21 protein-coding genes are annotated in these 23,757 nt (G+C 41.8%); 13 read left to right on the top strand and 8 right to left on the bottom strand.

All coding sequences use genetic code 11. From position 1 onward, the window contains the following. The first annotated feature begins 124 nt into the window (after positions 1-124). From B5771_RS23420 to B5771_RS23405, 4 genes are read left to right on the top strand one after another with little or no spacing between them, the layout of a single operon-like run. Positions 125-2,587, top strand: a complete 2,463-nt coding sequence (locus B5771_RS23420; protein WP_088189662.1) for a molybdopterin-dependent oxidoreductase — start codon at positions 125-127, stop codon at positions 2,585-2,587. A gap of 7 nt (positions 2,588-2,594) precedes the next feature. After that, positions 2,595-3,305: a 4Fe-4S dicluster domain-containing protein gene (locus tag B5771_RS23415; RefSeq protein WP_088189661.1), complete on the top strand. Its 711-nt coding sequence runs from the start codon at positions 2,595-2,597 to the stop codon at positions 3,303-3,305. Between the two features lie 19 nt (positions 3,306-3,324). Then, positions 3,325-4,560, top strand: a complete 1,236-nt coding sequence (gene nrfD, locus B5771_RS23410; RefSeq protein ID WP_088189660.1) for an NrfD/PsrC family molybdoenzyme membrane anchor subunit — start codon at positions 3,325-3,327, stop codon at positions 4,558-4,560. A 2-nt stretch (positions 4,561-4,562) separates the two neighbouring features. Continuing rightward, positions 4,563-5,192, top strand: coding sequence for a molecular chaperone TorD family protein (locus B5771_RS23405; protein WP_088189659.1), 630 nt, complete (start codon positions 4,563-4,565; stop codon positions 5,190-5,192). 136 nt (positions 5,193-5,328) lie between these two features. Here the strand turns inward: B5771_RS23405 and B5771_RS23400 are convergent, their stop codons facing one another. The 5 genes from B5771_RS23400 to B5771_RS23380 form a co-directional block, all read right to left on the bottom strand. Continuing rightward, positions 5,329-7,341: an ABC transporter permease gene (locus B5771_RS23400; protein ID WP_088189658.1), complete on the bottom strand. Its 2,013-nt coding sequence runs from the start codon at positions 7,339-7,341 to the stop codon at positions 5,329-5,331. Beyond that, on the bottom strand, positions 7,331-8,098 hold the full coding sequence (locus B5771_RS23395; protein WP_088189657.1) for an ABC transporter ATP-binding protein: 768 nt from the start codon (positions 8,096-8,098) through the stop codon (positions 7,331-7,333). The genes B5771_RS23400 and B5771_RS23395 overlap by 11 nt, the downstream gene beginning before the upstream one ends. Positions 8,099-8,181: 83 nt before the next feature. Continuing rightward, entirely contained in the window at positions 8,182-9,216 is a 1,035-nt protein-coding gene (locus B5771_RS23390) for a sensor histidine kinase (RefSeq protein WP_088189656.1), read from the bottom strand. After that, positions 9,213-9,881: a response regulator transcription factor gene (locus tag B5771_RS23385; RefSeq protein WP_088189655.1), complete on the bottom strand. Its 669-nt coding sequence runs from the start codon at positions 9,879-9,881 to the stop codon at positions 9,213-9,215. The genes B5771_RS23390 and B5771_RS23385 overlap by 4 nt, the downstream gene beginning before the upstream one ends. Positions 9,882-10,264: 383 nt before the next feature. Next, the gene (locus B5771_RS23380; protein WP_088189654.1) at positions 10,265-11,407 is read right to left on the bottom strand and encodes an FAD/NAD(P)-binding oxidoreductase; all 1,143 of its coding nucleotides are present in this window, start codon (positions 11,405-11,407) and stop codon (positions 10,265-10,267) included. 628 nt (positions 11,408-12,035) lie between these two features. Between B5771_RS23380 and B5771_RS23375 the strand changes: the two genes are divergently transcribed. The 8 genes from B5771_RS23375 to B5771_RS23345 all read left to right on the top strand — a co-directional run bounded on the left by B5771_RS23375 (position 12,036) and on the right by B5771_RS23345 (position 20,300). Next, positions 12,036-13,811, top strand: coding sequence for a methyl-accepting chemotaxis protein (locus B5771_RS23375; protein WP_242966950.1), 1,776 nt, complete (start codon positions 12,036-12,038; stop codon positions 13,809-13,811). Positions 13,812-13,960: 149 nt separating this feature from the next. After that, positions 13,961-14,095 carry a hypothetical protein gene (locus tag B5771_RS25155; RefSeq protein WP_282433376.1) on the top strand — a complete coding sequence of 45 codons (135 nt, stop codon included), beginning with the start codon at positions 13,961-13,963 and terminating at the stop codon, positions 14,093-14,095. Between the two features lie 219 nt (positions 14,096-14,314). Next, positions 14,315-15,460 (top strand): hypothetical protein, encoded by a 1,146-nt coding sequence (locus B5771_RS23370; RefSeq protein WP_088189652.1) that lies wholly within the window; start codon positions 14,315-14,317, stop codon positions 15,458-15,460. Between the two features lie 322 nt (positions 15,461-15,782). Beyond that, positions 15,783-16,868 (top strand): MoxR family ATPase, encoded by a 1,086-nt coding sequence (locus B5771_RS23365; protein WP_088189651.1) that lies wholly within the window; start codon positions 15,783-15,785, stop codon positions 16,866-16,868. Beyond that, a complete protein-coding gene (locus B5771_RS23360) occupies positions 16,865-17,512 on the top strand; it encodes a hypothetical protein (RefSeq protein WP_088189650.1) in 648 nt (215 codons plus the stop codon). The genes B5771_RS23365 and B5771_RS23360 overlap by 4 nt, the downstream gene beginning before the upstream one ends. Beyond that, complete coding sequence (locus B5771_RS23355; RefSeq protein ID WP_242966949.1) at positions 17,509-18,735, top strand: VWA-like domain-containing protein; 1,227 nt, start codon at positions 17,509-17,511, stop codon at positions 18,733-18,735. The genes B5771_RS23360 and B5771_RS23355 overlap by 4 nt, the downstream gene beginning before the upstream one ends. A 122-nt stretch (positions 18,736-18,857) precedes the next feature. Beyond that, positions 18,858-19,397, top strand: coding sequence for a flavin reductase family protein (locus tag B5771_RS23350; RefSeq protein WP_242966948.1), 540 nt, complete (start codon positions 18,858-18,860; stop codon positions 19,395-19,397). A 375-nt stretch (positions 19,398-19,772) separates the two neighbouring features. Continuing rightward, the gene (locus B5771_RS23345) at positions 19,773-20,300 is read left to right on the top strand and encodes a hypothetical protein (protein WP_242966947.1); all 528 of its coding nucleotides are present in this window, start codon (positions 19,773-19,775) and stop codon (positions 20,298-20,300) included. A 191-nt stretch (positions 20,301-20,491) separates the two neighbouring features. On the opposite strand, the gene B5771_RS23340 is transcribed toward B5771_RS23345, so the two are convergent. Continuing rightward, positions 20,492-21,433 (bottom strand): transketolase family protein, encoded by a 942-nt coding sequence (locus tag B5771_RS23340; RefSeq protein ID WP_088189648.1) that lies wholly within the window; start codon positions 21,431-21,433, stop codon positions 20,492-20,494. Beyond that, positions 21,434-22,261 carry a transketolase gene (locus tag B5771_RS23335; protein WP_088189647.1) on the bottom strand — a complete coding sequence of 276 codons (828 nt, stop codon included), beginning with the start codon at positions 22,259-22,261 and terminating at the stop codon, positions 21,434-21,436. It abuts the gene before it with no gap. 198 nt (positions 22,262-22,459) lie between these two features. Between B5771_RS23335 and B5771_RS23330 the strand changes: the two genes are divergently transcribed. Next, positions 22,460-22,897, top strand: a complete 438-nt coding sequence (locus tag B5771_RS23330) for a DUF1285 domain-containing protein (RefSeq protein ID WP_088189646.1) — start codon at positions 22,460-22,462, stop codon at positions 22,895-22,897. A gap of 3 nt (positions 22,898-22,900) precedes the next feature. Here B5771_RS23330 and B5771_RS23325 read toward each other — a convergent pair whose 3' ends face one another. After that, positions 22,901-23,470: a GNAT family N-acetyltransferase gene (locus tag B5771_RS23325; RefSeq protein ID WP_088189645.1), complete on the bottom strand. Its 570-nt coding sequence runs from the start codon at positions 23,468-23,470 to the stop codon at positions 22,901-22,903. Positions 23,471-23,757: the final 287 nt, after the last annotated feature.

Below are 23,757 nucleotides of genomic sequence, written 5' to 3'. Positions count from 1 at the left end.
GGTATTTTACATAGGTTTTGATAAGGCAAGGATCGAAAACTTGCGATGAGGTGATTATTTAGTACAAATAATTTGGTGCATTCTAACAGAGAATTGACACAAAAGAGAGCAGGAGGAAAACTTGATGAACATTAAACGTCGTCAGTTTATTCAAGGTATTGTCGGTGGCGTTGCTGCATTGGGCTTTGCTTTTCCAGGTATGCGATACCTCGAAGCAGCGACAAGCGGCAGCGAAGCCCAAGTTGGAGAAAAAATATGGAGAACCGGACATTCCAATAATTGTGACGGTGCATGCGGACACCTGGTTCATACTGTAGGGAATCGGGCAACTTTTATTGAAAGTGCCCCTTGGGAAGGAAATATTAATGGTGAGAAAGTCCAGGATTTTCAGCCGCGCATTTGTTTGCGAGGATTGTCGCAAATCCAAAATACTTATAGTCCCAATCGGATTAAGTATCCTTATAAACGCGTAGGACCAAGAGGTTCCGGACAATGGCAGCGGATCAGTTGGGAAGAAGCCACTTCAGCTATTGCTGAGAATTTTAAAAAGGTTCAAGCGAAATACGGCAAAGAATCTGTTTGGATTGCCCCTTATACCGGTTCACTCAGTGTTCTGGAAGGTGTAATTGGAGCAGGATATCGTTTCGCCAGCGTGATTGGAGCTTCAGCCGGAGATTTTGAAGGGGACAATGAAGGGGATAGTTCTTGTCCGGCTGGGTTTAATTATGTTTTAGCAGATCCCACAGATCCGGCCAACGGAGGCGGGATTTTTGACGGCCATGAATATACCGACTTTATCAATTCTCGGGTCATTTTTCTCTGGGCTAATAACCTGGCTGAAACTAGTATTCCTGATTGGCGAACGATTTGTGACGCTCGCAAGAACGGTACAAAATTGGTTGTTATTGATCCCCGTTTTACTCCGACATCTGCCGCTGCGGATCTTTGGGTTCCGATCCGACCTGGAACAGACACGGCTTTAATCGATGCCATGATCAATTGGATCATTCAGAATAAGCGTTATGATGAAGATTATCTGCGCCAGTTTACCGTAGCTCCGTACCTAATTCATCCGCAAACCAAAAAGTTTTTAAAGCATAAGGACGTGGTTCCCGGCGGCGAAGATAAATACATGGTTATGGACGTTGGTGATGGCAAGATTAAGAAGTTTGATGACCCAAGTCTGAGTAAGGCATCTTTGCTGGGTACTTATAGTATTAATGATCTTCAAGTACGCACCTCGTTTCAAGTTCTAGCCGATACTATGACTAAGTACACACCTGAATATACGTCCAAAATCACGGATGTAGCTTCGGAAACCATTATTGCCCTGGCTGAGTTGTACGCAGGCAACCATCCTGCCGGAATCAAAGCCGGTTTTGGGTTGTCTCATTGGCATCGGGGTGATTTAACCTTCCAAGCTCTTTTAACAATGTCAGCTCTGACAGGTAATATCGGAGTTCATGGTGGGGGCGTTACTATTTTTAGCGGTGCCTTGCTGACCACAGCTTATGATGTGTCGGGTTGGTTTTTCCCAGATAATAAACAATATACCTATCTGCCACCGATGGAGGCTTCCGATGCTATGCTTGAAGGAAAGCCATACCCGGTACGTGCAGCATGGTTTGTAATTGATAATTTTGCCCAACAAATGTCCGATCGTAATAAAGTATTAAAAGCACTTAATTCACTTGATTTTCTGGTTGTCTCTGACTATGTACTTTCAGCGACGGCTGAATTGGCGGATATTGTGTTGCCTGCGTGCACCTATCTGGAAAAAACAGATCTTTTAGGCTCAGGAAATTATTACCTGCAGTATATGCCTAAAATTGTTAATCCTTTGTGGGAGTCAAAATCCGATCTGGACGCTTTTACAATGGTCGCTAAAAAGATGGGTGTCGGGCAGTATTTTTCAAAGCAACCCGACGATTATATCAAAGACATTTTGCATATCGGCGATCCTAATGCTGCCGACCCGGTAAAGGGGCTTGATTGGAAACAATTAACTCAAGGCGCCCATCGGGTGAACGTGCCGGCTCCCTATGTCCCATTTGCAGACAAGAAATTTCCAACAAAATCCGGGAAGATAGAATTTTATGTTGAACTGTTGCTGCCTTATGATCAGGAAATTTGCGACTATAAAGAACCAGTTGAAGCATCACCGAATAACCCGCTTTACCAAAAATACCCTCTGGTATTCCTCAGCACACATACCAGATTCCGCACGCATTCCCAGTATTCCGATCTGCCTTGGCTAAAGGAAGCGAACAACAATGGCGAAGGTTTTCTGGAGATAAACCCCATAGATGCTGCTCAGCGGGGTATCAGTAATGGCGAAATTGTCCGTATTTTTAATGACAGAGGTTCTATGAAAGTCAGAGCCCGTTTGACTGAAGGGATTAAGCCAGGCGTCACTAACTGTTACCAAGGAGGGTGGGCGACCAAGCAGGTGAAGCATTATATTGAAGGGCACCCTAATAATCTAACACACCAGATTGCCAATCCGGCTCAATCCATCGTCCCAAATTTCAGATCGAATGCTGCTTACTATGATTGTTTGGTGCAAGTCGAGAAAGTGAAAGGATGAATAAGCTATGACCAAGCGTTGGGGTATGGCAATCGATCAAAGCCGCTGTGTGGGCTGCTGGACCTGCGCGATTGCTTGTAAATCTATTAATAACGAGCCTTTGGGAATTTTTTGGAATAGGGTTTTGACCTGTACTCCTAATGAAAATGCTCTGACTGCTGCTCCGGCAGCAACAGCTATTGATGTTCCGCATGGTACATTTCCTGATCTAGAGCTAGCCTATCAGCCGACCGCTTGCCAGCATTGCAATAATGCTCCTTGTCAAAAAGTTTGTCCGGTAGGTGCTACATTCCGGCGCGAAGACGGGGTCATTCTGGTAGATTTTGAACGGTGTATAGGGTGTCGTTTTTGTATGGCTGCCTGTCCTTATGGAGTCAGAGTATTTAATTGGGAAAAGGGAAAGTACGCTCCGGATTTTCCCGTCGGCTATGGACGTGATTATCGGACGGAAGGGCGGCTTGTATTTACACCGGAACGGCCTGTAGGAGTGGCGGAAAAATGTACTTTCTGTGTTGAACGATTGGACAATGGGCAACAGCCTATGTGTGCAGCTTCTTGTCCGGCAGGAGCTCGGATTTTCGGCGATTTAAATGATCCGCAGAGTGATGTCAGTGTCGCTGTTCGTGAGCAGGGCGGACGCCAACTATTGGGTGACTTAGGAACGGATCCAAATATTTTTTATTTACCCGTTGCCCGGCCTAACAAAATGAAGGCTTAAGTGTGAGGAGAGAAAACTAATGACAAAAGCAAAGGAAACCAGACCGAAGAGTTATTATGTTTGGCTGGGAATATTAGTACTGCTGTTAGGAGCAGCCTTAGTCACCTGGGTTTATGAACTTAGACATGGGTTAGGTGTCACGGGAATGCGGGATGTAATATCCTGGGGTATTTATATCTTTACCTTTGCCTTTTTTGTGAAGCTTTCTGCTGGAGGCCTGATTGTTGCTTCTTCAGCTGAAGTATTCGGAATCAGGGCCTTAAAGCCTTTGGCCCGGCTTGGTGTCCTCACGGCTGCATCCAGTATTCTGGTTGCCGGTATATCTATCATTCCTGATCTTGGCAAGCCGAGTCGAATTTTAAACTTAATCATCCATCCTAACTGGAGTTCACCGTTGATCTGGGATGTCACAATCATTAGCTGTTATTTTGTGTTAGCGGCCCTGGAATTGTGGCTGATGTATCATGGCATAAATTCGTTTAAGAAACAGAAGCAACTAAAAGTCTTAGCTTATATTGGCTTGCCGGCGGCGTTTGCTTTACACTCGATTACGGGCTGGATTTTTGGTTTACAGATCGCGCGGCCCTTTTGGAATTCAGCAATTATGGCGCCACTCTTTGTCGTTTCAGCAATTCTTTCTGGAACTGCCCTAATCACGATCATTATTTGGCTTTTGCAAAAGTATGCCGGAGTAGAGTTTGCTGAGGATACATGGGGAAAGCTAAGGGGATTGATGGCGATATCCCTGGCAATTGACCTATTCTTTTTGTTCTGTGAATATGTAACAATTCTCTGGGGAAATGTGCCCAAAGATATACTTGCTTTAAAAATGATTTTACCCGGAGGGAATTTTGCCGTCTTATTCTGGTTGGAATGGGTGGTTGGCGGAATTATTCCGTTAATCCTTTTTGCTGCACCTTGGATACATCGCCGAGTTGGCTTGACTGCAGTATCCGCAAGTTTAATATTGGTCGGTGTTTATGCATTTCAGATTGAGCTGACTACAGTGGGCATGGCCAATCCTCTGATACAGCTGGCTCCTGGAACCTCTATCGGCACCTATACTCCTGGAAATTCCGTATTTCAATTGGTTGGACAATATGCACCGACTTGGGTTGAATATGTAATAATCTTTGGCCTGGTTGCTTTATTGGCATTACTAATTTCTCTTGGCTATCATTTATTAAACGTTAAAGAATCAATGGCTTTGGAAGGACATGAATTAGCCGATAAGGAAATCCTGAAAGGAGCTTAATTGTGGAAAAAACCAACGACAGCGAAATTTATAATTTGAGCTCACTGATGCAGGTTACTCAAATTCTCAGTGATTGGTGGAGTCCTCCAGATCGAGCTAGGTTAGAGCTTTGGGCTAGTTCGGCTTATCATGAAAACTTCATCAGCAGTTGGTCTTTGTGCATGAAAAAGAACAGAATACCTGCTGTAGAAAAGTTATTCACAGCTTTGGTTTCGGAACAAGATTTGCTTGGTCAAGAATATGAGAGATTGTTTGTCGGACCGGCAGCGCCGCCATGTCCGCCTTATGAAGCGGTATGGCGAACAGACAGACCGAAACATGAGCAAGGCACGATCATGGGGCAATGTACTGTTGATATACAATTGCTTTATCGAAATATCGGACTGCAGTTGCTTTCTAATCAAGGGGAATTACCGGACCATATTGCCGTTGAGTTTGAAGCTTTGGCCTATGCACTCAATTTGTCTGACAAGAAGGAATTTGGAGAAGAGCTTTTAACAAGACATTTAAATGTGTGGTTACAACTCTTTTGTGATTCAGTATGTCTTAACTCGAAGGTTGATTTTTACCGGAATTTGACTGATGTGACACTTGAATGGACAGCTTTTTTGGCTGTAGAGATGGATGACTGAAATTAGTGAACTCGTTCAGATAAAGCAGGACATCGGGGCTTCAGGTGGGGACTCTACCCCACCTGAAGTTTATGAAGGACCCACTCCCACTTAAGAAGTGGGGGTCTAAAAATGAAAAGTGGAAGTATGTTGCAACTTATTGCTTAAGTATTATGTTCCTACTGCAACAGTACGTTGCGATGAAATACGCACCATATACGATAAGAATTATGCCGGCAGTCATCATGGTGTTTGCGGTGGCATTCAGGCTGCCGACCATACGTATTGCGTTATTGGCTACTTTGATCCCAACAATGGAATGAATACAGGCGACAGCCAGGGGGATTAAGAAATAAATGGCCGTCTGTTTAAAAATTGCGCGGCTTATTTCCTTGTTATCCGCTCCAATTTTCTTAAGAATCGCGTATCTGTGCTTATTGTCAGTCGCCTCGGAAAGTTGCTGCATAGCAAGTACGGCAGCACTTGTAATCAGAAATATAATTCCGACATAGATCCCTACAAAAGCTATAATAGCCTTTGAACCACCGCCTTGAGCAACTATGGCGTTTTTCGAAACTGCTTCCAGCTTTTCCGACGATGTTTTGGGCGATGCTTTAAAGGACGCAAGGAACTTATCCTGCTGGGCGACGGAATCTCCTTGACAATCAAAACAGAGTACACTTTTGACTACAGTTCCATCGGCAGCCATCTTATCCGGAAGTATAAGCAGCATCATGTTGTCGCTGTCGTTTTCAATTCCTTTCGCCTGCAACTGAGGGTAGATAGAGAATTCGGTGCCGTTGAGATTAAGCTTGTTCCCCTGGGAGATAAACTGTTGAAGGCATTCCTGGTAATCTGCGTCCGCCCAGGCAAATTGTGTGAGGACTGCTGCTTGATTATCTGCCAGGGTGATTTTTTGTTCCTTTTTTAGAGCAAGGATTTTGTTATAATCGGAAAGTGTCATGAAATAAATCGGCAGCGGGTAAATTTTTTTTCTGATCGTGTCTTCAGAGCCTTGCGGCAAATATTTTTCAACCTTTTGAAAAACAAGTCCGGTGGTCAACGCCTGTGGTTTATATTTATAAAGCTTATATTGGCATGAGCTTGAAGCATATTTACTGACATCAATGCCGTTCTTATCAGATAATTCTTGGATAATATTAACATTCTCGTTTGACCGAACACTGATGTCAAACGGAGCAGCATCCGCGTAACCTTTATTCAGTACACCGGTCATTCCGATGGCTGTAGAGAAAATTCCAATTGTGGCAAACAACATTAAGCTGATAAAGGACATGGAAATGTGCGCTGTGTTAATCCGGCTGCTAATTTGCCGCATGATGAACATATTCAGTCTTCTGTAGTACAGTCTTTCGTTGGCTTTGAAAAAGTCAATCAGTGAACCCGACAAAGAAGCAAAAAGCAAAAAGGTTCCCACTGCTCCAAGAAGGCATTCTATGATGATTTTACGGTCGAAGGAGGCAATTCCATAGTTCAGAACCATTTTATAGGCTGCGCCAATGAATACGATCGCAAGAACAAACATTAGAAAGGTAATGATTGGTTTTCTGACCCATTGTTTTTCATTTTGTTTTCCGGCGTTGATCAGGTCGATAAGTTTATATTTGGAGATCGACAAAGTATTGACGGCAATGGCAATTAAAAAGATGATCCCGAAATACAGGATAGTTTTCAGCAGGGCGTTTAAGGAAAATACGAAAGTATAAGCTGTCATATCCACTTGAAAAAGGCTTGCTGTCACAACAGACAGTCCCTGAGAAAAGAAAATGCCTGCTAAAAGTCCGGCTGTGAGAGAAAAAATGCCAATAATAAATGTCTCGATAATGAGGATTGCAGACACCTTGGATTTCTCCATACCCAGAGTCAGGTAGATCCCAAATTCCCGCTTTCTTCTTTTGATGAGGAAATTATTGGCGTACACAATTAAGAAGCCTAGGATAAACGATATAAAAACTGATATCCCGTTCATGATCCAGGTGATTGTTTTCATAATTTCAAGGGTAGACTTTGAGATGTGCATCATTGCCTTTTGGGCTTCGATTGAGTTAAAGACATAGAAAAGACAGACACCAAATGAAAGTGTGAGGAAATAAAGTGTATAATTTGAAAAGCTCTTTTTGACATTGCGAAGGGACAGCTTAAAATACATTGGCTGTGTCACCTCCGAGAAGGGATACGACCTCGATGATTTTGACAAAAAACTCCTTTCGGGAAGCATTCCCTCGGATCAGCTCATTGAACAGCTTTCCGTCCTTAATAAAAAGAATTCGATGACAGTAGCTTGCTGTGAAAGCGTCATGGGTTACCATCAGAATGGTTGCCCCAAGCTCTTGATTCAGATTTTCCAGGCATTCCATTAACATCCTGGCTGATTTCGAGTCCAGGGCGCCTGTCGGTTCGTCGGCCAGAATGAGCGCCGGATTCATGATGATTGCTCGCGCCGCGGCAATCCTTTGACGCTGTCCGCCGGACAATTCGTAGGGGAATTTTCTGATGATGTCTTCGATATCCAATCGTTTGGCCAGCTCATGTACTTTTTTCAACGCAGTTTTATGAGCAATTCCTGCGATTGAAAGGGGAAGGATAATATTTTCCAGCCCAGTCAGGGTATCAAGCAAGTTATAGTCCTGAAACATAAAGCCAAGTTCCTCAAGTCTGAACCTTGCCAGCTGCCGGCTTTTCATGGCCGTGATATCCTTGCCCCGGATCTGAATGCTGCCTGTGGTTACGGAATCGACGGTGGAGATACAGTTGAGCAGGGTTGTCTTTCCGCTGCCGCTTGATCCCATGATTCCGGTAAATTCGCCTTCATTTACAGTGAAGCTTACCTGATTCAGCGCTTTGGTTAGATTTCCTTTGTTGCCATAGTATTTTTCGACATTTGCGACCTTTAAAATTTCAACCATAATTTCCTCCATATTTTTTGTATTTCTGGTTCAATTTTAAATGGCCCGACAGTCTGTTCCCATAGCTTTAGCTTACAATAAGCTTACGTTTTTGTAAGATGGACAATATCCGTCATTGAGTTTTTGGGGAAAACCAGTGTTATGGTTGTGCCTTTGCCAACTGTCGATTCGGCGGTGATGGATATCCCCAGCTTGTCACTCAACTTTTGGCAAATGTAGAGCCCCATGCCCGTCGACTTGCCCCTGAGTCTTCCGTTTGTGCCGGTAAAGCCTTTTTCAAATACTTTTGGCAATTCACTTTGTTCAATGCCAATTCCATTGTCTGAAACTTGGAGGATGCAGGAGTTTTCCTCTTCTTGGGACGATATCCGGATCCATGTCTCTGAATCCTTGGCATATTTTATAGAGTTAATAATGAGCTGGTGCAGAATAAATTCAAGCCATTTTAGATCAGAGTAAACCTTGTTGTTTAAATTTTCCGCTGAAACCGAAATTTTTGAGCTAATCAGCATAGAGGAATTCCGCTTTAGAGCAGAGAAGACAGGCTTTTCAAGGCTGATTTCCTTAATAATATAATCCTTTTCAACCGTTTTGCTTTTAGCGTAATAAAGCACTTGTTCTATGTAGCCTTCGATCGCGTCAAGCTCATCCAGAATGCTGTTCACTGCTTCGCTCCGGTTGTTTTGGGCGATCAGCTTAGATGATGAAATGGGTGTTTTTATTTCGTGTACCCAAAGCTCAATATATTCTCGGTATTCCTCTTGTATATTTTTATAGCTGTTAATTTCTTCGAGACAGGCCTTGTTGGAACGCTTCAGGATGTCATAAAATAAAGCGCCCTCATAAAAGTCCGGTTTGGAGATCACCTCGGCAATGAGGTTTTTTCGATCAAGACATTCAAAACTCTGCAAAAGATTGTTGTAAAAATTCCTTTTCTTAATAAATTCCGCCGCCAGGGGAATCAAGGCTCCAAGGAGATAGATACAGCAGATCAGAGTTGAAAAGGCCTTTCCCCCTGCAGGATTCAAAGCGACCAGCATGGACACGGACAAGACGCATACAAAAATATGACATAAAATATATGTCATTTTCTCCTTTAAAAAATCTTGAATTTTCATAACATGATATACCCTTGGCCCCGGCGGGTTTCAATGACATTCGTTAAGCCTATTTCTTCCAGCTTTCGGCGCAATCGAGTCATATTAACAGTCAAAGTATTGTCGTCAATGAACAGCTCGCTGTCCCAAAGATAGCGCATCAACTCGTCACGGCTAACTATAACGCCCTTTTTTTCACATAAGCAGGTGAGAATTTTTAATTCATTTTTCGTAAGCTCTGAAGTAATGTTCCTGTATTCAAGGGAGCTCTTAGCCAGATTGACTGTGAAATTCCCGCAAAGCAGCTTCTCAGACGGTGCCTCGTGATATGCTCGTTTTAAAACAGTTGCAATTCTTGCTAAAAGAATTTGTGTGTTGTAGGGTTTTGTTACAAAATCATCGACTCCTAGGTTCATTGCCAATAGCTCATCTATTTCAGTGTCCCTGCTGGTTACGACAATAATGGGAACTTCGCTGAGCTTTCGGACTTCACGGCAGATATGATATCCATCATAAACAGGAAGGTTGATATCCAATAGTATAAGCTGGGCAGCAGATGAAAGAATCTGTTCGATTATTGTTTCAAAGCTTTCCGGTGCAAGACAATCATAGCCGTTTTGAATTAGAAATTTGCAAAGCTCATCTCTGATTTTTTGGTGATCCTCAATAACCATGATTTTTTTCACAATTGTCACCTCACCCTAATATTGAGCCATATTCCAATCATTTGTTCGGTAACTTCGAACAAATGATTGGAATATGGCTATTAGAAAAGGTTATAAGGACTTTTTTACTGTATTATCATACCATAAATCTCAGAAAAATGGATGTAATACACCCGGTGCACAATCTGATTTCTGAGTGGAATAATGAAGAGGCCATTAAATACATTCTGGATTTAAATTCATTTCGGTATGGCCGGCAACCATATGCATTGGCTTCATACAGGCCAGGTTTATGGCTTCTACTACTTCTCACTTCCACCGCTTAAGCACAGCTAAGCTTAAGAACAAAAGTCGCCGTGATAAAGCCTAGCTGCTGGTCTTGTGCTGCTACTTGCATGGCCAAACTAAAACCATCGTTTAAACCAATACTTTTCAAAAGCTAATTTTGCATAATAAGATAATTTTGAAGGGCGTAATAAAGTAACATAAGGTTGAGGCTTCTTATAATAATGAACTGTTGAATAACGGGCTCGACCGAACCCGGTATTCATGATGCACAAGCCTTTCCCTTCATAACGAAATTTGGGTTTCAACCCTCGAGATAATAGACGAATGTTTTTTGCTACGACGACTGCTTGGGCATGTGCAAAAGATCCTGCTTTCGGAGCATAGGCACCTAAGACAGGTAATCTGATCGCTGTTGCATCTCCAATTGCATAAACACCGGGATACCTTGTTTCCAGAGTTAATTGATCTACTTCAATGTATCCGCTTTTGTCTACCAAGTCTGTATTACGTATTACTTTGGGGGTCCAATGAGAAGCTATACCAAGCAAAAGATCTGAGGGAACCTTTGTATTGTGATCTAACATTAATAAGTTCCTTTCAACCTTTATAACTTTGGCCTCAGTAATCAATTCAATATCCTTATCGTCCAACATTTTTCTAACGCTTTGACCAACTTTTGGTGGAGCTATAGGTTCGGGTGAATAGTCTGGGGTAACTATAGTGAGTTTGATCTTATGGCGAAGCCCACGTTGACGGAAGAACTGATCAAGAAGAAACATCATTTCATAAGGCGCTGGGGGGCATTTATAAGGTACGCTGGAAATAAAAAATACGATCTGGCCGGAAGTGAAATTCATTAATCTTTGGTTTATTTTCACCACGTCATAAAAATCGTAAGCATTAAAAGCGAATTCGCTAAAGCCTGGTACAGTTTCCGGATGGTATTCAACCCCTAGGGATATTATGAGATAGTCATATTCTAGTTGTTCCCGGTTAGTAGTTACCAAATGTTCAATAAGATCGATATTTTCAATTTCTCTATGTAAAACTTCGATTTTCTTTTTTTCCAAAATGTTTAGCTGCCTGGTTATTTTTAAGGGCTTCGTTTCTCCGATCATTAAGCGAGGAAAAGAAGGAGTAAAATAGTGGTTTGGTTCCCGGTCAACCAAAGTTACCTTCATTGAAGGACCCATAGTATTTTTTAAAGCATTAGCAGCAACTATTCCACCAACTCCGCCACCAAGAATCAGGGTTTTCATAAGCTCACCTCATAAATTAAGTTTTCCCTTAAGCAGAATCTTATTCTTCCTTCTTTAATAAAACTTGGTTAATTGTCTAATTGATCTATGACTAAATCCTTACGTCACTTGCTCCTTGCCTAAAATTACATTTTCGCATTGTTGAAAATCCTCTATACAAGCGCTTTCAGAAGATTATTGAGGCGATGAACATTTCTAAAACATTGATTACAGATGAAGTTAGTAAAAGAATGGCGGCGGCAACTTGTCTGATGCTTTAATACTGATAAAAAAGACCGTTGCAATGCATAAGCGCTCCTCATTAAACAAAACTCTGCATAAATAGTGGTTTAAATCATCCACTTATATGCAGAGTTTTGTTTTTAAAACGTATAAATATTCGTTATGCAGCGGCGCCTTTTGGTGTCGGCTAAAAAGTATGTGAGGCGAATGTTAGTTAATTAAATATTGCAGAGGAATATAACGAAATATGTCGAATATTGTTATCAACCTGCAAACCATGGGACCTGTTTTATGGCAGACCTAAAAAAGGTGTTTTCTTCAAACGCAGCTATGTCTTAAGTTCAACATATTTATATGCTACAATATGCTTAAAAATAACGTAATGTTAGATAATAGGAGGAAAAAATTGAAAAATAGCCGCAGCAAGAATAGTAAAGGGATTGGTGTCAGATTATCTTTATTGCTAGGATTTGTTTTGATTTATATCCTAGGCTCTAGTAGTTTATCTTTTGCTAACTTTGAAAGCCTGAATAAGCTAAATCGAGAGAATGTACGAAAAATAATGGCATTTACTAATATGGTTAACGAATCAAGACAAGCTCAAGTTGAGTTCAAAAAGCAAGTGCAAAATTGGAAGGATACGTTGATAAGAGGTAATGACCCGAAATCTTTCCAGAATTACTACACTCAGTTTCAACAAGAGAATAAAACTGTTCAAACTCTTTTGAAAAAGCTTAAAGAAGATATGGCTAAACAAGGGATGAGTACCGTTTCAGTTGATTCTTTAATAACCAATCATAAAGAGCTTTTTGAAAAATACACTTCAGCTATTAAAAACTATGATATGAATAACAGGGAAAGTTTACATATTGTTGATGGGCTTGTGAAAGGTATTGATCGAAAACCAACGGACGATATGGATTCATTGGTGAATCAAATTGTCGATAAAACGAATTCGGAAAATGAAACCATGGTTGAGCAGACGGATATTAATGCTAACAATTTCAGAAAGAATTTAATGGTAATAGCTGGACTTGGCATATTCTTAACTATTGTCCTATCAGTTCTACTATTTTCTACTTACCGGGGAATAGTAAAATCTATTGGACAACTCAATACACTTATGGATAAAGCTGGGGGCGGTGACCTCACTATAAGGGGCGAGATCTACAGAAACGATGAATTAGGTCAACTGACCGAAAGTTTTAATCAATTTATTGAAAGTATCAGAGGCTTGCTTAAAAAAATACTGCAGGACTCGAATCAATTGAATACAGAAAGTAAAACCATTTCATCGTCTATTAGAGAGATTTCTGCCCAAACCCAGATGGTCAATGCATCGACTCAAGAAATTGCTGCAGGCATGGAAGAAAATACTGCAGCGACAGAAGAAGTGAGTGCATCGAGCCAGATAATCTTAGATTCTACCAAGCAACTCCTTGATATGGCCGATAAAGGTACAGAACGCACGCGGGAAATTAAGGAACGAGTTCAAAATCTAAAAACCGATACTGTAAATGCGGCTAATCTTAGCAAAGAAATTTATACACAGAAACAAGAGCATATCTTAAGGGCCATTGAGAGCGGACAAATGGTTAACGAAATTACAAATATGACAGATATTATTTCTAATATTGCGAGCCAAACTAATTTATTGGCTCTGAATGCTGCAATTGAGGCTGCTAGGGCAGGAGAGAGCGGAAAAGGTTTTGCTGTAGTAGCAGAAGAAGTTCGTAAACTTGCGGAACAATCGGCGAAAACGGTTTCAAGCATTCAAACAGTTACTAAAGAAGTCCAAACAGTATTCGGAAATCTCTCGGACTATGCACGGGATCTGTTGGATTATATCAATGGGCCTGTAACTAATGACTACGTACAGATGGTTGAAACGAGCAGGCAATATGATGAGGATATGGACTTTGTATATGAGTTAATCCAGAAATTCGAATCAAACGCTGATGAAATTTCTACTTCAACTGAGCAAGTTTTAAGGACTATTGAGTCGGTTGCTGCATCGACAGAGCAAAGCGCTTCGAATTCAGGACAAATCTCAATAAGCATGAATGATACAGCAAAAGCCCTTGGTAATATTTCTACGATCGCTCAGGAACAAAGTGATTTAGCTGAAGAGCTAAATCAAATGGTCAATAAGTTCCAGATTTTTGGAACATCTGACGTTTAAGTTTCCTTGAACAACTATATTCACTAGGCGAAAAACCAGTTTCGCTTTCTTTGCCTGTTAGCTATTATTGAAAGAAAGTGCCAGATTTTGATTAGTTCTGGCTTGATTCTAACGATTTCTATGCTGGTTTTACTTTGGGAAAGAGTCCAGTGTTTAGAGTAGATCGTGCCGGAATTGCAAGTATTAGTGCAGCTCAAAGGGTTGGGACAGGAGTAATGAGTTTCGACTCCCACCGAAGTCTCGATGGTTCAGCTTTAGCTCTATTTTCGAATAAGGCCAAATGACTATGGCAAATAGTTTATGCGTTGGTAAGTGCTTCTCGCCAACGCATTTTTTGTTGAGGTAAAATGTTCAGATTATTCGCTAAAACATTTCCTTGACATTAAGCCAGAAATTGGAGTATGGATCGGGTTTCTATTTAACTATATACTGTTGATATGATGATATCTGTAAATGTTCCTGGTCTCAAACAAGTTTATAATAATAGATAATGGGGTTAACTTATGACGTCACGAAGAACTTTCATTAAAATGATCGCAGGGACAGCCGCAGGTTTTTACTCTTTTGGGTTATTTTCATTCAAGAATGGCCCACTTGAAGTTCTCACTCAGAAATCTATTACTCAGAAATCTGTTTCAGTAATTGCTTCAGAACCGAGGCCACATGATTTAACCCAAAAAGTACTGAACAAGTCTCTAATTAATGCATTTAACTATATTGTAACCCCGACATATGATCATTCTGGCCAAGTTGTTCATCCAAGTGTCATTGATTTTAAAACAGAATATGGAATGGAGGCTTGGGGGAACTTTCGTTATTGGATGGCTCTTACACCGTATCCGAATTTTAATAGTGCGTGCGAAAATCCAAGTCTCCTGGTGAGTATGGATGGGATCAACTGGGTTAATCCACCAGGTATAAAGAACCCTTTAGCTCCAAAGCCCTTCGGGATTTTGGACAAAAATTATAATTCTGACCCTGAATTAGTCTATGATTCAGGTGATAATACACTGATTTTATATTGGCGTGAATATAGTAACAACGCTTTTGAGAAAATATGGGCAAGAAAAATAAGTCCAACCCATGAGTTAAGTAATAAAGTCCTTTGTTTTCAAAAAGCGTGGGACTTTACAAAAACAGGTTTAGTTTTATCTCCTACCATTTGGCGTAAAAGTGCTCAAGAATGGTATATGTGGACTACTGATTCGCGATTTACAATGTATCTGTATACTTCGAAAAACGGCTTGACATGGAGTGAAGGTCAACCTTGCAGTTCTCCCTGGGATACATGGAATGGGGGATATATTCCTTGGCATATAGCAGCTAAACCCAATTATCCCGAACAAAGGATTGAGTTCTTAATTGCGGGTTGGCCTAAAAGAGAAACTATTAATAGTTGTCAATTATTTTATGCAACTGCACCAATGGCACAACCCAAAGAACTTAGTATCCCCTTTGAGAGGGCCTTAATTGAACCCAGCTCAGGGCCCAGGTGGGATAATGGATACATTTATCGGAGCAGTTTTGTTATAGAGCACGGGAATACAACGAAATTACGTATCTGGTATTCAGCTTGCTCAAAGAAGAAAGTTTGGCACATCGGTTATACTGAAGGAACTTTAGATAATAAGACATTCCAACGGATCTGAGTATCTGCCTAATAGGTAAGCATATGCAACTAGCCCTGCTGCTTAGACAGCAGGCTTTTAACCCTAAATTTTTCAGATATTACTCATCTTCTTTTAAGTTTTATTCTCCATAATTGAACCTTGGGGTTCCATTCATAACGACAGGCTGCCTATAGGGCAGTTTCTTCGATTTATCCCCTTTCTCGGAGGGCAAAAGATGAAATAGAAAATTTAGTTATATTATCAAGGTGAAATGGAAAGGATTTAATTAAATAATAAGGGTCTTAGGGTACTGCTGTACGATAGCGGCACAGCTTGGGCCTATATAGAGGTGCGAAACGTTATGTCTGGTACAGTTTGTGCTCTTGCCATCGCCATTCAGGCAGGAATCCCAGTTCTAACTTGGGGTCCTCCGGGTGTGGGAAAAACAGCATCAGTTACTAAGCTTGCGGATGCTCTAGGAATTCCGCTCGAAGTTGTCTTGGCCTCCATTCGTGAACCTTCAGATTTTTCGGGTCTACCGGTAATTGGGGAAGAAGGCGTTCGCATGGAGCCGCCGGCCTGGGCTCATCGCTTGGCACGGGCTGGAAAAGGTCTGCTTTTTTTGGATGAAATATCTACAGCTCCGCCTGCGGTTCAGTCTGCTTTATTAAGGGTTGTCTTAGAAAGGGTAGTTGGAGATTTAGCTTTACCTATCGGGGTATCCGTCGTTGCATCGGCAAACCCGCCGGAACAGGCCGTAGGTGGGTGGGATCTTTCTGCGCCTTTGGCCAATAGGTTCTGCCATCTTTTTTGGTCTCTGGACACTTTCAGTTGGGTTGATGGTGTGCTTAACGGCTGGTCTATTGCTGATTTGCCGCATCTCACTTCGACCTGGGAGGAATCGATAGCGGAAAAAGAAGTGTTTGTAGCCTCCTTTATCCGTCATCGCCCCCACTTATTGTTACAGTTACCGAAGGATGAAGCTCAAGTCGGTAAAGCCTGGCCGTCTCCCAGGTCTTGGTCCATGGCGGCTAGGTTATTGGCAGCGGCGGAAACCGTGCGAGCCGAAGAGGATGTAGTTGCTTCTCTCATAGGCGGATGTATTGGTGAAGGAGCCTGTCTGGAATTTCTATCCTGGCGCAGGGAACTTGATTTGCCTGATCCTGAGGAGATCTTAGCAAATCCAGTGTATTTGGTGCTGCCGGATCGCGGAGACCTAGCTTTTGCCATACTGACATCAGTTGTTAACGCAGCGGTAGGCAGCCTGACTGAAGAACGTTGGTCCGCCGCATGGTGTGTTCTTGCCCGAGCCTTAGACTCTGGGAAAAAGGATATCGCAGCAGTTGCAGCTAAAAAATTAGCTGCAGCGAAGAAACCGGAATTATCGTTACCACAGAACGAATTAAAGGAATTTGCACCATTGCTGCAAAAAGGTGGCTTAATGTGAATCCTATTCATGAGTATTGCAATATTCCCTGGAAAGAAAGTTTTATGGGGCTATCAGGCCGAGTTTTAGTGAGACTAGAAATGATAAAGGAATCCCGGCTGGACATCTACAACTATGAAGGCTCCAAGCTCTGGGCCCGTCATCTCTTTGCTGTTTTTAATATCGCACTTCCTCAAGGCTGGATCGAAGATCTGGAGAGACTGCATCAAAACCGGAAAACCAGATGGAAGACGGAAATCCTTGTGAGTCCTTCAGGTGAAAGAGAGTACCGGCTTTATACAATGGGAAAGAATGAGCCGGTTTGTTCATCGGCAATTTGCGTTTCAGACAAGCAAATCCATACATTTTCCATCTGCTTAAAAGATACTGCCCCACTATTAAAAATAATATTTGAGGATTATCCTCCTGTTTTTCTGCCGCGTTATCGGAGGAGTTCTCCAAATACTCCGGCTTTTTATTATGTACATGATCAGACAATGAAGTTTCACAAGTATCCTGAGGCAATACTGAATCAGAGAGAGCGAACGAGAAGAATTGATGTCGCTCATGATATTTTTGACTTCGGAACTTTTGAAGCCGGTGAAAAGTCCGGCATTATGGAAACGATTGATGCTATTAAATGTTTGGAGGTGTTGCAGGCTTGATTTTTCCCTTGGAGCTGCAGGCAGCCCGCATCCGCTTGGTGAAAGAACGCCCTTATTTAGCCTCAGCCGCCTGGGCTCTTCGCCCGATTCCCAAACGTGGTTTAAAAACAATGGCGGTTGATATGTATTGGAGGCTCTACTATGACCCTTCGGGATTATCCCAGTGGCCGGTCGAAGTTATCGAGGGTGCTTTGTACCATGAAATTTGTCATCTTCTCCGTAACCACTCTGAAAGGATGAAGGGTTTTAATCCACGTTTAAGTAATATAGCAACAGATGCGGAAATCAATGATGACCTTATTCGTGAAGGTGTAAAATTTCCGGCTCAACCTGTAACTCCCGATCATATCGGACAACCGGAAAGCCTTTTGGCAGAGGAATACTATGCTGTTTTGGAGAAACAGGAACAGTTGCCGTTAGTTTATCAAAAGAAGAATCAAACTTCAGGTTCACCGGTTCTGAATTCTTCTCCCAGGCCGGGTTCCGGTCTGTCCGGTTCTTGTGCAACCGGTCAAATGGCGTCTTGGGAGGATCAACCACCCAGCAAAGGGTCTTCATCTGGAGTCAGTCTTACTGAAGGAGACTTAATTCGCCGCAGTGTTGCTCAACAAATCAGAGAACATGCCAGAAGTCAGGGCAGTGTTCCGGGGCATTGGCATCGCTGGGCAGAAGACAAGCTTCAACCTAAAGTTGACTGGCGGAAACAGCTTGCTGCGGCTATCCGATTTGCTGCTGCAGATACAACCGGGGCCACTGATTATTCATACTGCCGTCCCTCGCGCCGGCATGGACTGATGGGAAAGGGAAATGTTATATTTCCGTCCCTGCGCTGTCCTCTGCCTTCAGTGGCGGTGGTGGCGGATACCAGCGGAAGTATGTCTGAGAAAATGCTTTCTCAGGCATTGGCCGAAATATCCGGTATTTTAAGGTTCTTGGCACAAAAGGAGAAAATTTACGTTTTGGCTGTTGATCAGACAGTTGAGTTTTGTCGCCGAGTGTTTCGTCCAGAACAGATTCAGCTTACGGGTGGCGGCGGAACAGATATGAGAGTTGGCTTAGAAGCCGCGGCAAGATTAAAGCCTTTACCTCAACTAGGAATTGTCATTACTGATGGACAAACCCCATGGCCCGATCATCCCCCGCAAAGGATGAAAGTCATTGTAATATTGTTCGGAGACGGAACAGTCCCTGATTGGGCTAAAGTTATACATATTAGAGCATAGCTTGAATACATCTTTTGCTTCGGTGGGGGAGACTCCATCCTTCAGCTCGATAGCATTTGTTATAGGCTAGGCGCTTTCGTCACCAAAGTTCCGATGTTCAGCTTTAGCTGAACGAGTTCACTTTGAAATTAATTTCTTATCTTATCTTACAAAATTTGCTATACGCTTTTAAACGGTTGAGCTTTTTATCTTTAAGAATAGGATCCTTGCCAAATAGTTTGGTTAATAACATAAGAGGTGAAATAGATGAAAAAAAGTATGGGAGCAAAAACCTTAGTTTATCCTACACCGGTATTTGTTGTTCATCTCCGCCCTGTGTCGCGGTTTCACTACGCAAAGCTACTTATACTTACGGCAGCCTTCTAGCTAAAAAGGCCTTCTCTCTAAATATTCCGTCAGAAAACTTTATTAAAGAAGCTGATTATTTTGGCTTAGCATCTGGAAAAAAGGAAAACAAATTTGCTCATACCGGTCTAACAGCGGTAAAAAGTGATCTGGTTGATGCACCTTATATCAAGGAATTTCCGATTAATTTAGAATGTAAAATCATAAACATTCTTGAAATTGGAATAAAACCATTAATATTTGCGCCTGAAAGCAGAAGTTATCATGTTGTTGGTAAACAAATTGCCCAGGCATTTACTATAGGCAATGATACGTAACAATAAAATTAAATAGAAATGGATTGATCTAAAGAGGCCACTCTAACCTTAAGAGTGGCCTCTTTTTTAACGCTCTTTTCCATACCAAATTGCCTGCACTGGCGATATTAGGTATTCGTTTTATCTTGATATGTGATTAGGAGAAAATTTCAGAATTAAATTATATTATCACAGAATTCGAAATAGCAATTTTATTCCTGTAAAATAAAGTGCTATACTTAAATAAATTAAATTATTGCGAAAAATAAATCAATTAAAAATTCGATTTTAGTCAAATATATATCTAAAAAACGCAAAAATTTAAATTTTAATAATTATATTCAATATGCTTAAAGATTTATCTATAAAGAAAAATTATGATAGGAGTGATGTTAGATGGGAAAAAGAAATATCGTTATTGGAGTTACCCCAGTAGAATTCGATAATATGCCAGATTCATTAATTGGCAAGTATACTCTCGCAGTTTTGGGCGTTCGCGATTTATACAACAAAATGACCAAGGAGTGGGCTAAAGAATACAATATTGATCTTAAAGTTAACAATAAATGTAATATGCAGAAAGCTATATCAATATCAATGACAAATAATTGTGTGTCATTAGAGGCATTGAGCATTTTAATGAGAATAGGCAGAAAGCCAGTGCTAATTTCACTGGCTCAAAAGAGTAATATACCACATACAATATTCCGTGTTAAAAACAAGGTGCTTTATAGCTATACACTTTTAATTTTTGACACGTTAGAAGATGCTGCCAAAATGGCTGAATTCTTCGTGGAAAAGGCCAATTCTTATTCTAGTGTTCTTGAAAGGTGCTCCTATGAGGCTGCCGGGTTAATAACTGATAATCATATATTTTATGGTGAAGCAGCTCCTGGACATAGTTCTCAATCTGCTTTTTACTAAAGTTTTCGCTTTGGGCAACCATAGCGTAATATTAAAGGTCTCCAAATGCCTTAACAGACCGATTCATCCTCATAAATTTCTAGTCTTATCTCGATTAGCCCCCATCATGACGGTGGGGGTATTTTTTTAGTTTGAGTAAATAGGGTGTTGCTTCTTACTACTGGAAAAATCATAACGTTGAATACGAATGACTATTGACGCTTTTTGCGAATCACATCTTGGACGGATTTTATTATTGTCTTTGCCGTTAAGCCCAGGATATCATGCAATTCATCATAGGGAGCACAAACGGCAAAACGATCTTTAACGCCAACTCTTTGTAAGGGAACGGGAAATTCCTCAACCAAAAGTTCAGCTACAGCGCTTCCCATTCCGCCGAGGATCGTATGTTCTTCAGCAGTGACCACGGCACCGGTTTTTCGAACTGAGCGCAGTAGTGTCTCCTCGTCTAAAGGCTTTATGGTATGAAGATTAATGACTTCAGCTGAAATTCCAAGTGAGGCAAGCTCCTCGGCTGCCTCCAGCCCTTTGGCAACCATTGCCCCAGTGGCTATGACGGTTACATCTTGTCCTTCCCTTAAGATACGGGCTTTCCCCAGCTCAAAGGGATCCTCTTCACAGGTGACAAGGGGAATCGGCAAGCGCCCGACTCGCAGATAAACCGGCCCTTGGTGCTGGGCTGCCGCTCGCACCGCTTTGCGCATTTCTATGGCATCAGCCGGCTCCACAATCATGATGCCCGGCAAAACACGCATTAGAGCAATATCTTCAAAGGGCAAATGGGTTGGGCCATCTTTGCCGGAAGAGGCGCCAATATTGTGCCCAACAATTTTTACATTTTGGTTTGCATAGGCAATCGAAATGTGGATTTCCTCCCAGCCGTTTCCGAGTAGAAAATTTGCATAGGCATTTATAAATGGAATTTTCCCGGCAACGGCGAAGCCGGCACCTGTTCCTACGATATCGGACTCTGAAATTCCTAAGTCGAAAAATCGCTCAGGGAATTTTTCTTTAAACAAATATGTCATTGAGGCTTTGGCGACGTCTGCATCGAGGACAACGATATCAGGATTCTCTTGCCCCAAGCGAACAAGTTCTTCCCCGTAAGCTTGACGTGGTGCAATCTTTGTCATTTACTTCAACTCCTCTAGTGCAATTTTTAATTCTGCATCACTGGGAGCAGCCGCATGCCAGTCGACTTGATCTTCCATGAAAGATACACCTTTTCCCTTAATCGTATGGGCGATAATCACACTTGGCCGTGTCTTGGCTTCTTGAGCTTGTGCAAAAGCCTTCTCAATCATTGCGAAATCGTGCCCATCGATTTCGAGGACATTCCAGCCAAAAGCTTTCCACTTTCCCGGCAGATCTCCTAACGATTTTACCTCGTCGAGACGACCGTCAAGCTGCAATTTGTTGTAGTCGACTATGGCGCAAACATTATCTAAATGGTAATGAGCAGCCGTTAACATAGCCTCCCAGACTTGACCCTCATGCAATTCTCCATCACCCAGCATCACATAGGCACGTTGATCAGAACCTTTAAGTTTCGCCGCTAGTGCTGCTCCATTGGCAATAGATAGACCTTGTCCCAGCGAACCTGATGCCATATCAACACCTGGGGTTGATTCACAGCTTGGATAAGCAGGAAGCCTACTCTCGGCTTCACGAAAAGTGAGAAGCTCTTCTTCCGGGAAAAAACCCCGTTCGCATAAGGCTGCATATAGTGCCGGCGCCGCATGTCCCTTAGATAAAAAGAAAAAATCCCGTTTATCCCAATGAGGGTTTTGTGGATCGACGCGGAGAACGTTCATATATAAAACGTCAAGGAGGTCTGTTGCTGACAAGCAGCCTCCTGGGTGTCCTCCCTTGGCTTTGTGGGTCATTTTCAGAATATGGCGGCGCATTCGCCGGGCAACTTCGCTAAGCTCCAAGTGGGACAATCCTTTACCCTGGATCATGGCGTTTTCCTCCTTAACTTGAATCTTTTCTGCGATCTTTTATAATTGTACTCCGCGATGAAAAAAAACGAAAGGCTGCATCAAATGGTGTGCAATCAAAACACGTTGACAAGGAGGAAATAAAGGATAATCGTGGAATGATAAAGAAGATATCTTATTGATAGTTAATTACTATTTTTATGGCAAGGAGGCAATATCTTGAGTAATTTACGCGCCCCAGAACTCTTTATTGATAAGAATGGTCTATGGTACGCTGATGGCTTGGAAATGATCAGGAAAGAAATTGTCAACTTATTTGCTTCTAATCTAAGAAAAGATGATCTTAATAACTTTAATATAGAATGGCAGAATCAATTGTACCCTGTAAAGGTAGAAGACGTCCCCTTTTTTGTTCAATCGCTAACTGTACAGGCTGATCAGATAATATTACAACTTTATGATGGGCGAAAATTCCCTCTGCCTTCAGGCAATATTTTAATCAGGAACCAGATCCCCTATATTTCGTTGTTTTGGCCGTGTGATACGAAACTGTCCCGTTCTTCCTATTGCGAGTTGTGTAAAAACTTGATCGAGCGTGATGGACAGTACTTTATTAAATACGGCGAAAAAGAATGGCTTGTTGAAGAGATAAATTAGAGTTCACTCCATAGCTTCATTTAGCAGAACCATATGAATATGATCTTGCCACTTGCCGTTAATTCGCAAATAGTTCTTGGCCAGGCCTTCGTTATAAAAACCGAGTTTTTCTACTACTCGCATCGATCGTGCATTGCGCGGCAAAATATTGGCCTCAATACGATGAAGACTTAATTTTGTAAAGGCGAATTCAATAACTTTTTTTAAGGCCTCAGTCATATAGCCTTGGTTGATTTCAGTATGATCCAATTTGTAGCCTAAATGGCATGAGAGGAAGGCCCCATGAACGATATTGCTTAAGCCAATTGATCCAATGGTTTTAGACAACGCCTCATCTTTTTTAAAAAGCCAGACCCTAAATGTATCCCCATCATTAATTTTGGACAATTCTTTGTGTAATGCTTCTCGGTGATAACGAATCGTATAAAATTCAGGTTCCTTTTTAGGTTCCCATTCCTGGAGAAACTCATCATTACGCTTATAATAATCTAAAATTAAATCGGCAAAGGATTCATCCAGAACCATTAGTATTAGTCGTTCAGTTTCTAATTGAAGCTGATTTAAAAACTCCATTTTCTCTCATCCTCCTAATTCTAAGTTGGGAGAATTAGTATATCATTTAGCTGTTTTTCGGACAAGAAAAATTGTATTACCATTTTCATGTGCCCGCCGTCTGGACCGTCAGTAGGAGCGGCATCTTTAAGAGCGGTTTCAATAGCTGTTTCCTGACCTTAAGTAATGGTGCCGGCGGTGACTAAGCTATAGAGTGCAGTTTAGAAATCATTGTCGTCCCTAGTACCAGCAAGTTAAGGGGCTGCGAGTGGAAGATGAATGCAGGTTTTATCTGCATACAAAAAAGC

Source organism: Desulfosporosinus sp. FKA, from assembly GCF_002196785.1.
Lineage (GTDB): Bacteria > Bacillota > Desulfitobacteriia > Desulfitobacteriales > Desulfitobacteriaceae > Desulfosporosinus > Desulfosporosinus acididurans.
This window is presented reverse-complemented; position numbering and strand designations above follow the sequence as displayed.

What these genes read in the sequence shown, in the direction of transcription:
- B5771_RS23420 (WP_088189662.1), top strand. Translation starts at nt 125, where the DNA reads ATGAACATTAAACGTCGTCAGTTTATTCAAGGTATTGTCGGTGGCGTT.
- B5771_RS23415 (WP_088189661.1), top strand. Translation starts at nt 2,595, where the DNA reads ATGACCAAGCGTTGGGGTATGGCAATCGATCAAAGCCGCTGTGTGGGC.
- nrfD (WP_088189660.1), top strand. Translation starts at nt 3,325, where the DNA reads ATGACAAAAGCAAAGGAAACCAGACCGAAGAGTTATTATGTTTGGCTG.
- B5771_RS23400 (WP_088189658.1), bottom strand. Translation starts at nt 7,341, where the DNA reads ATGTATTTTAAGCTGTCCCTTCGCAATGTCAAAAAGAGCTTTTCAAAT.
- B5771_RS23395 (WP_088189657.1), bottom strand. Translation starts at nt 8,098, where the DNA reads ATGGTTGAAATTTTAAAGGTCGCAAATGTCGAAAAATACTATGGCAAC.
- B5771_RS23390 (WP_088189656.1), bottom strand. Translation starts at nt 9,216, where the DNA reads ATGAAAATTCAAGATTTTTTAAAGGAGAAAATGACATATATTTTATGT.
- B5771_RS23380 (WP_088189654.1), bottom strand. Translation starts at nt 11,407, where the DNA reads ATGAAAACCCTGATTCTTGGTGGCGGAGTTGGTGGAATAGTTGCTGCT.
- B5771_RS23370 (WP_088189652.1), top strand. Translation starts at nt 14,315, where the DNA reads ATGACGTCACGAAGAACTTTCATTAAAATGATCGCAGGGACAGCCGCA.
- B5771_RS23365 (WP_088189651.1), top strand. Translation starts at nt 15,783, where the DNA reads ATGTCTGGTACAGTTTGTGCTCTTGCCATCGCCATTCAGGCAGGAATC.
- B5771_RS23345 (WP_242966947.1), top strand. Translation starts at nt 19,773, where the DNA reads ATGGGAAAAAGAAATATCGTTATTGGAGTTACCCCAGTAGAATTCGAT.
- B5771_RS23340 (WP_088189648.1), bottom strand. Translation starts at nt 21,433, where the DNA reads ATGACAAAGATTGCACCACGTCAAGCTTACGGGGAAGAACTTGTTCGC.
- B5771_RS23335 (WP_088189647.1), bottom strand. Translation starts at nt 22,261, where the DNA reads ATGATCCAGGGTAAAGGATTGTCCCACTTGGAGCTTAGCGAAGTTGCC.
- B5771_RS23325 (WP_088189645.1), bottom strand. Translation starts at nt 23,470, where the DNA reads ATGGAGTTTTTAAATCAGCTTCAATTAGAAACTGAACGACTAATACTA.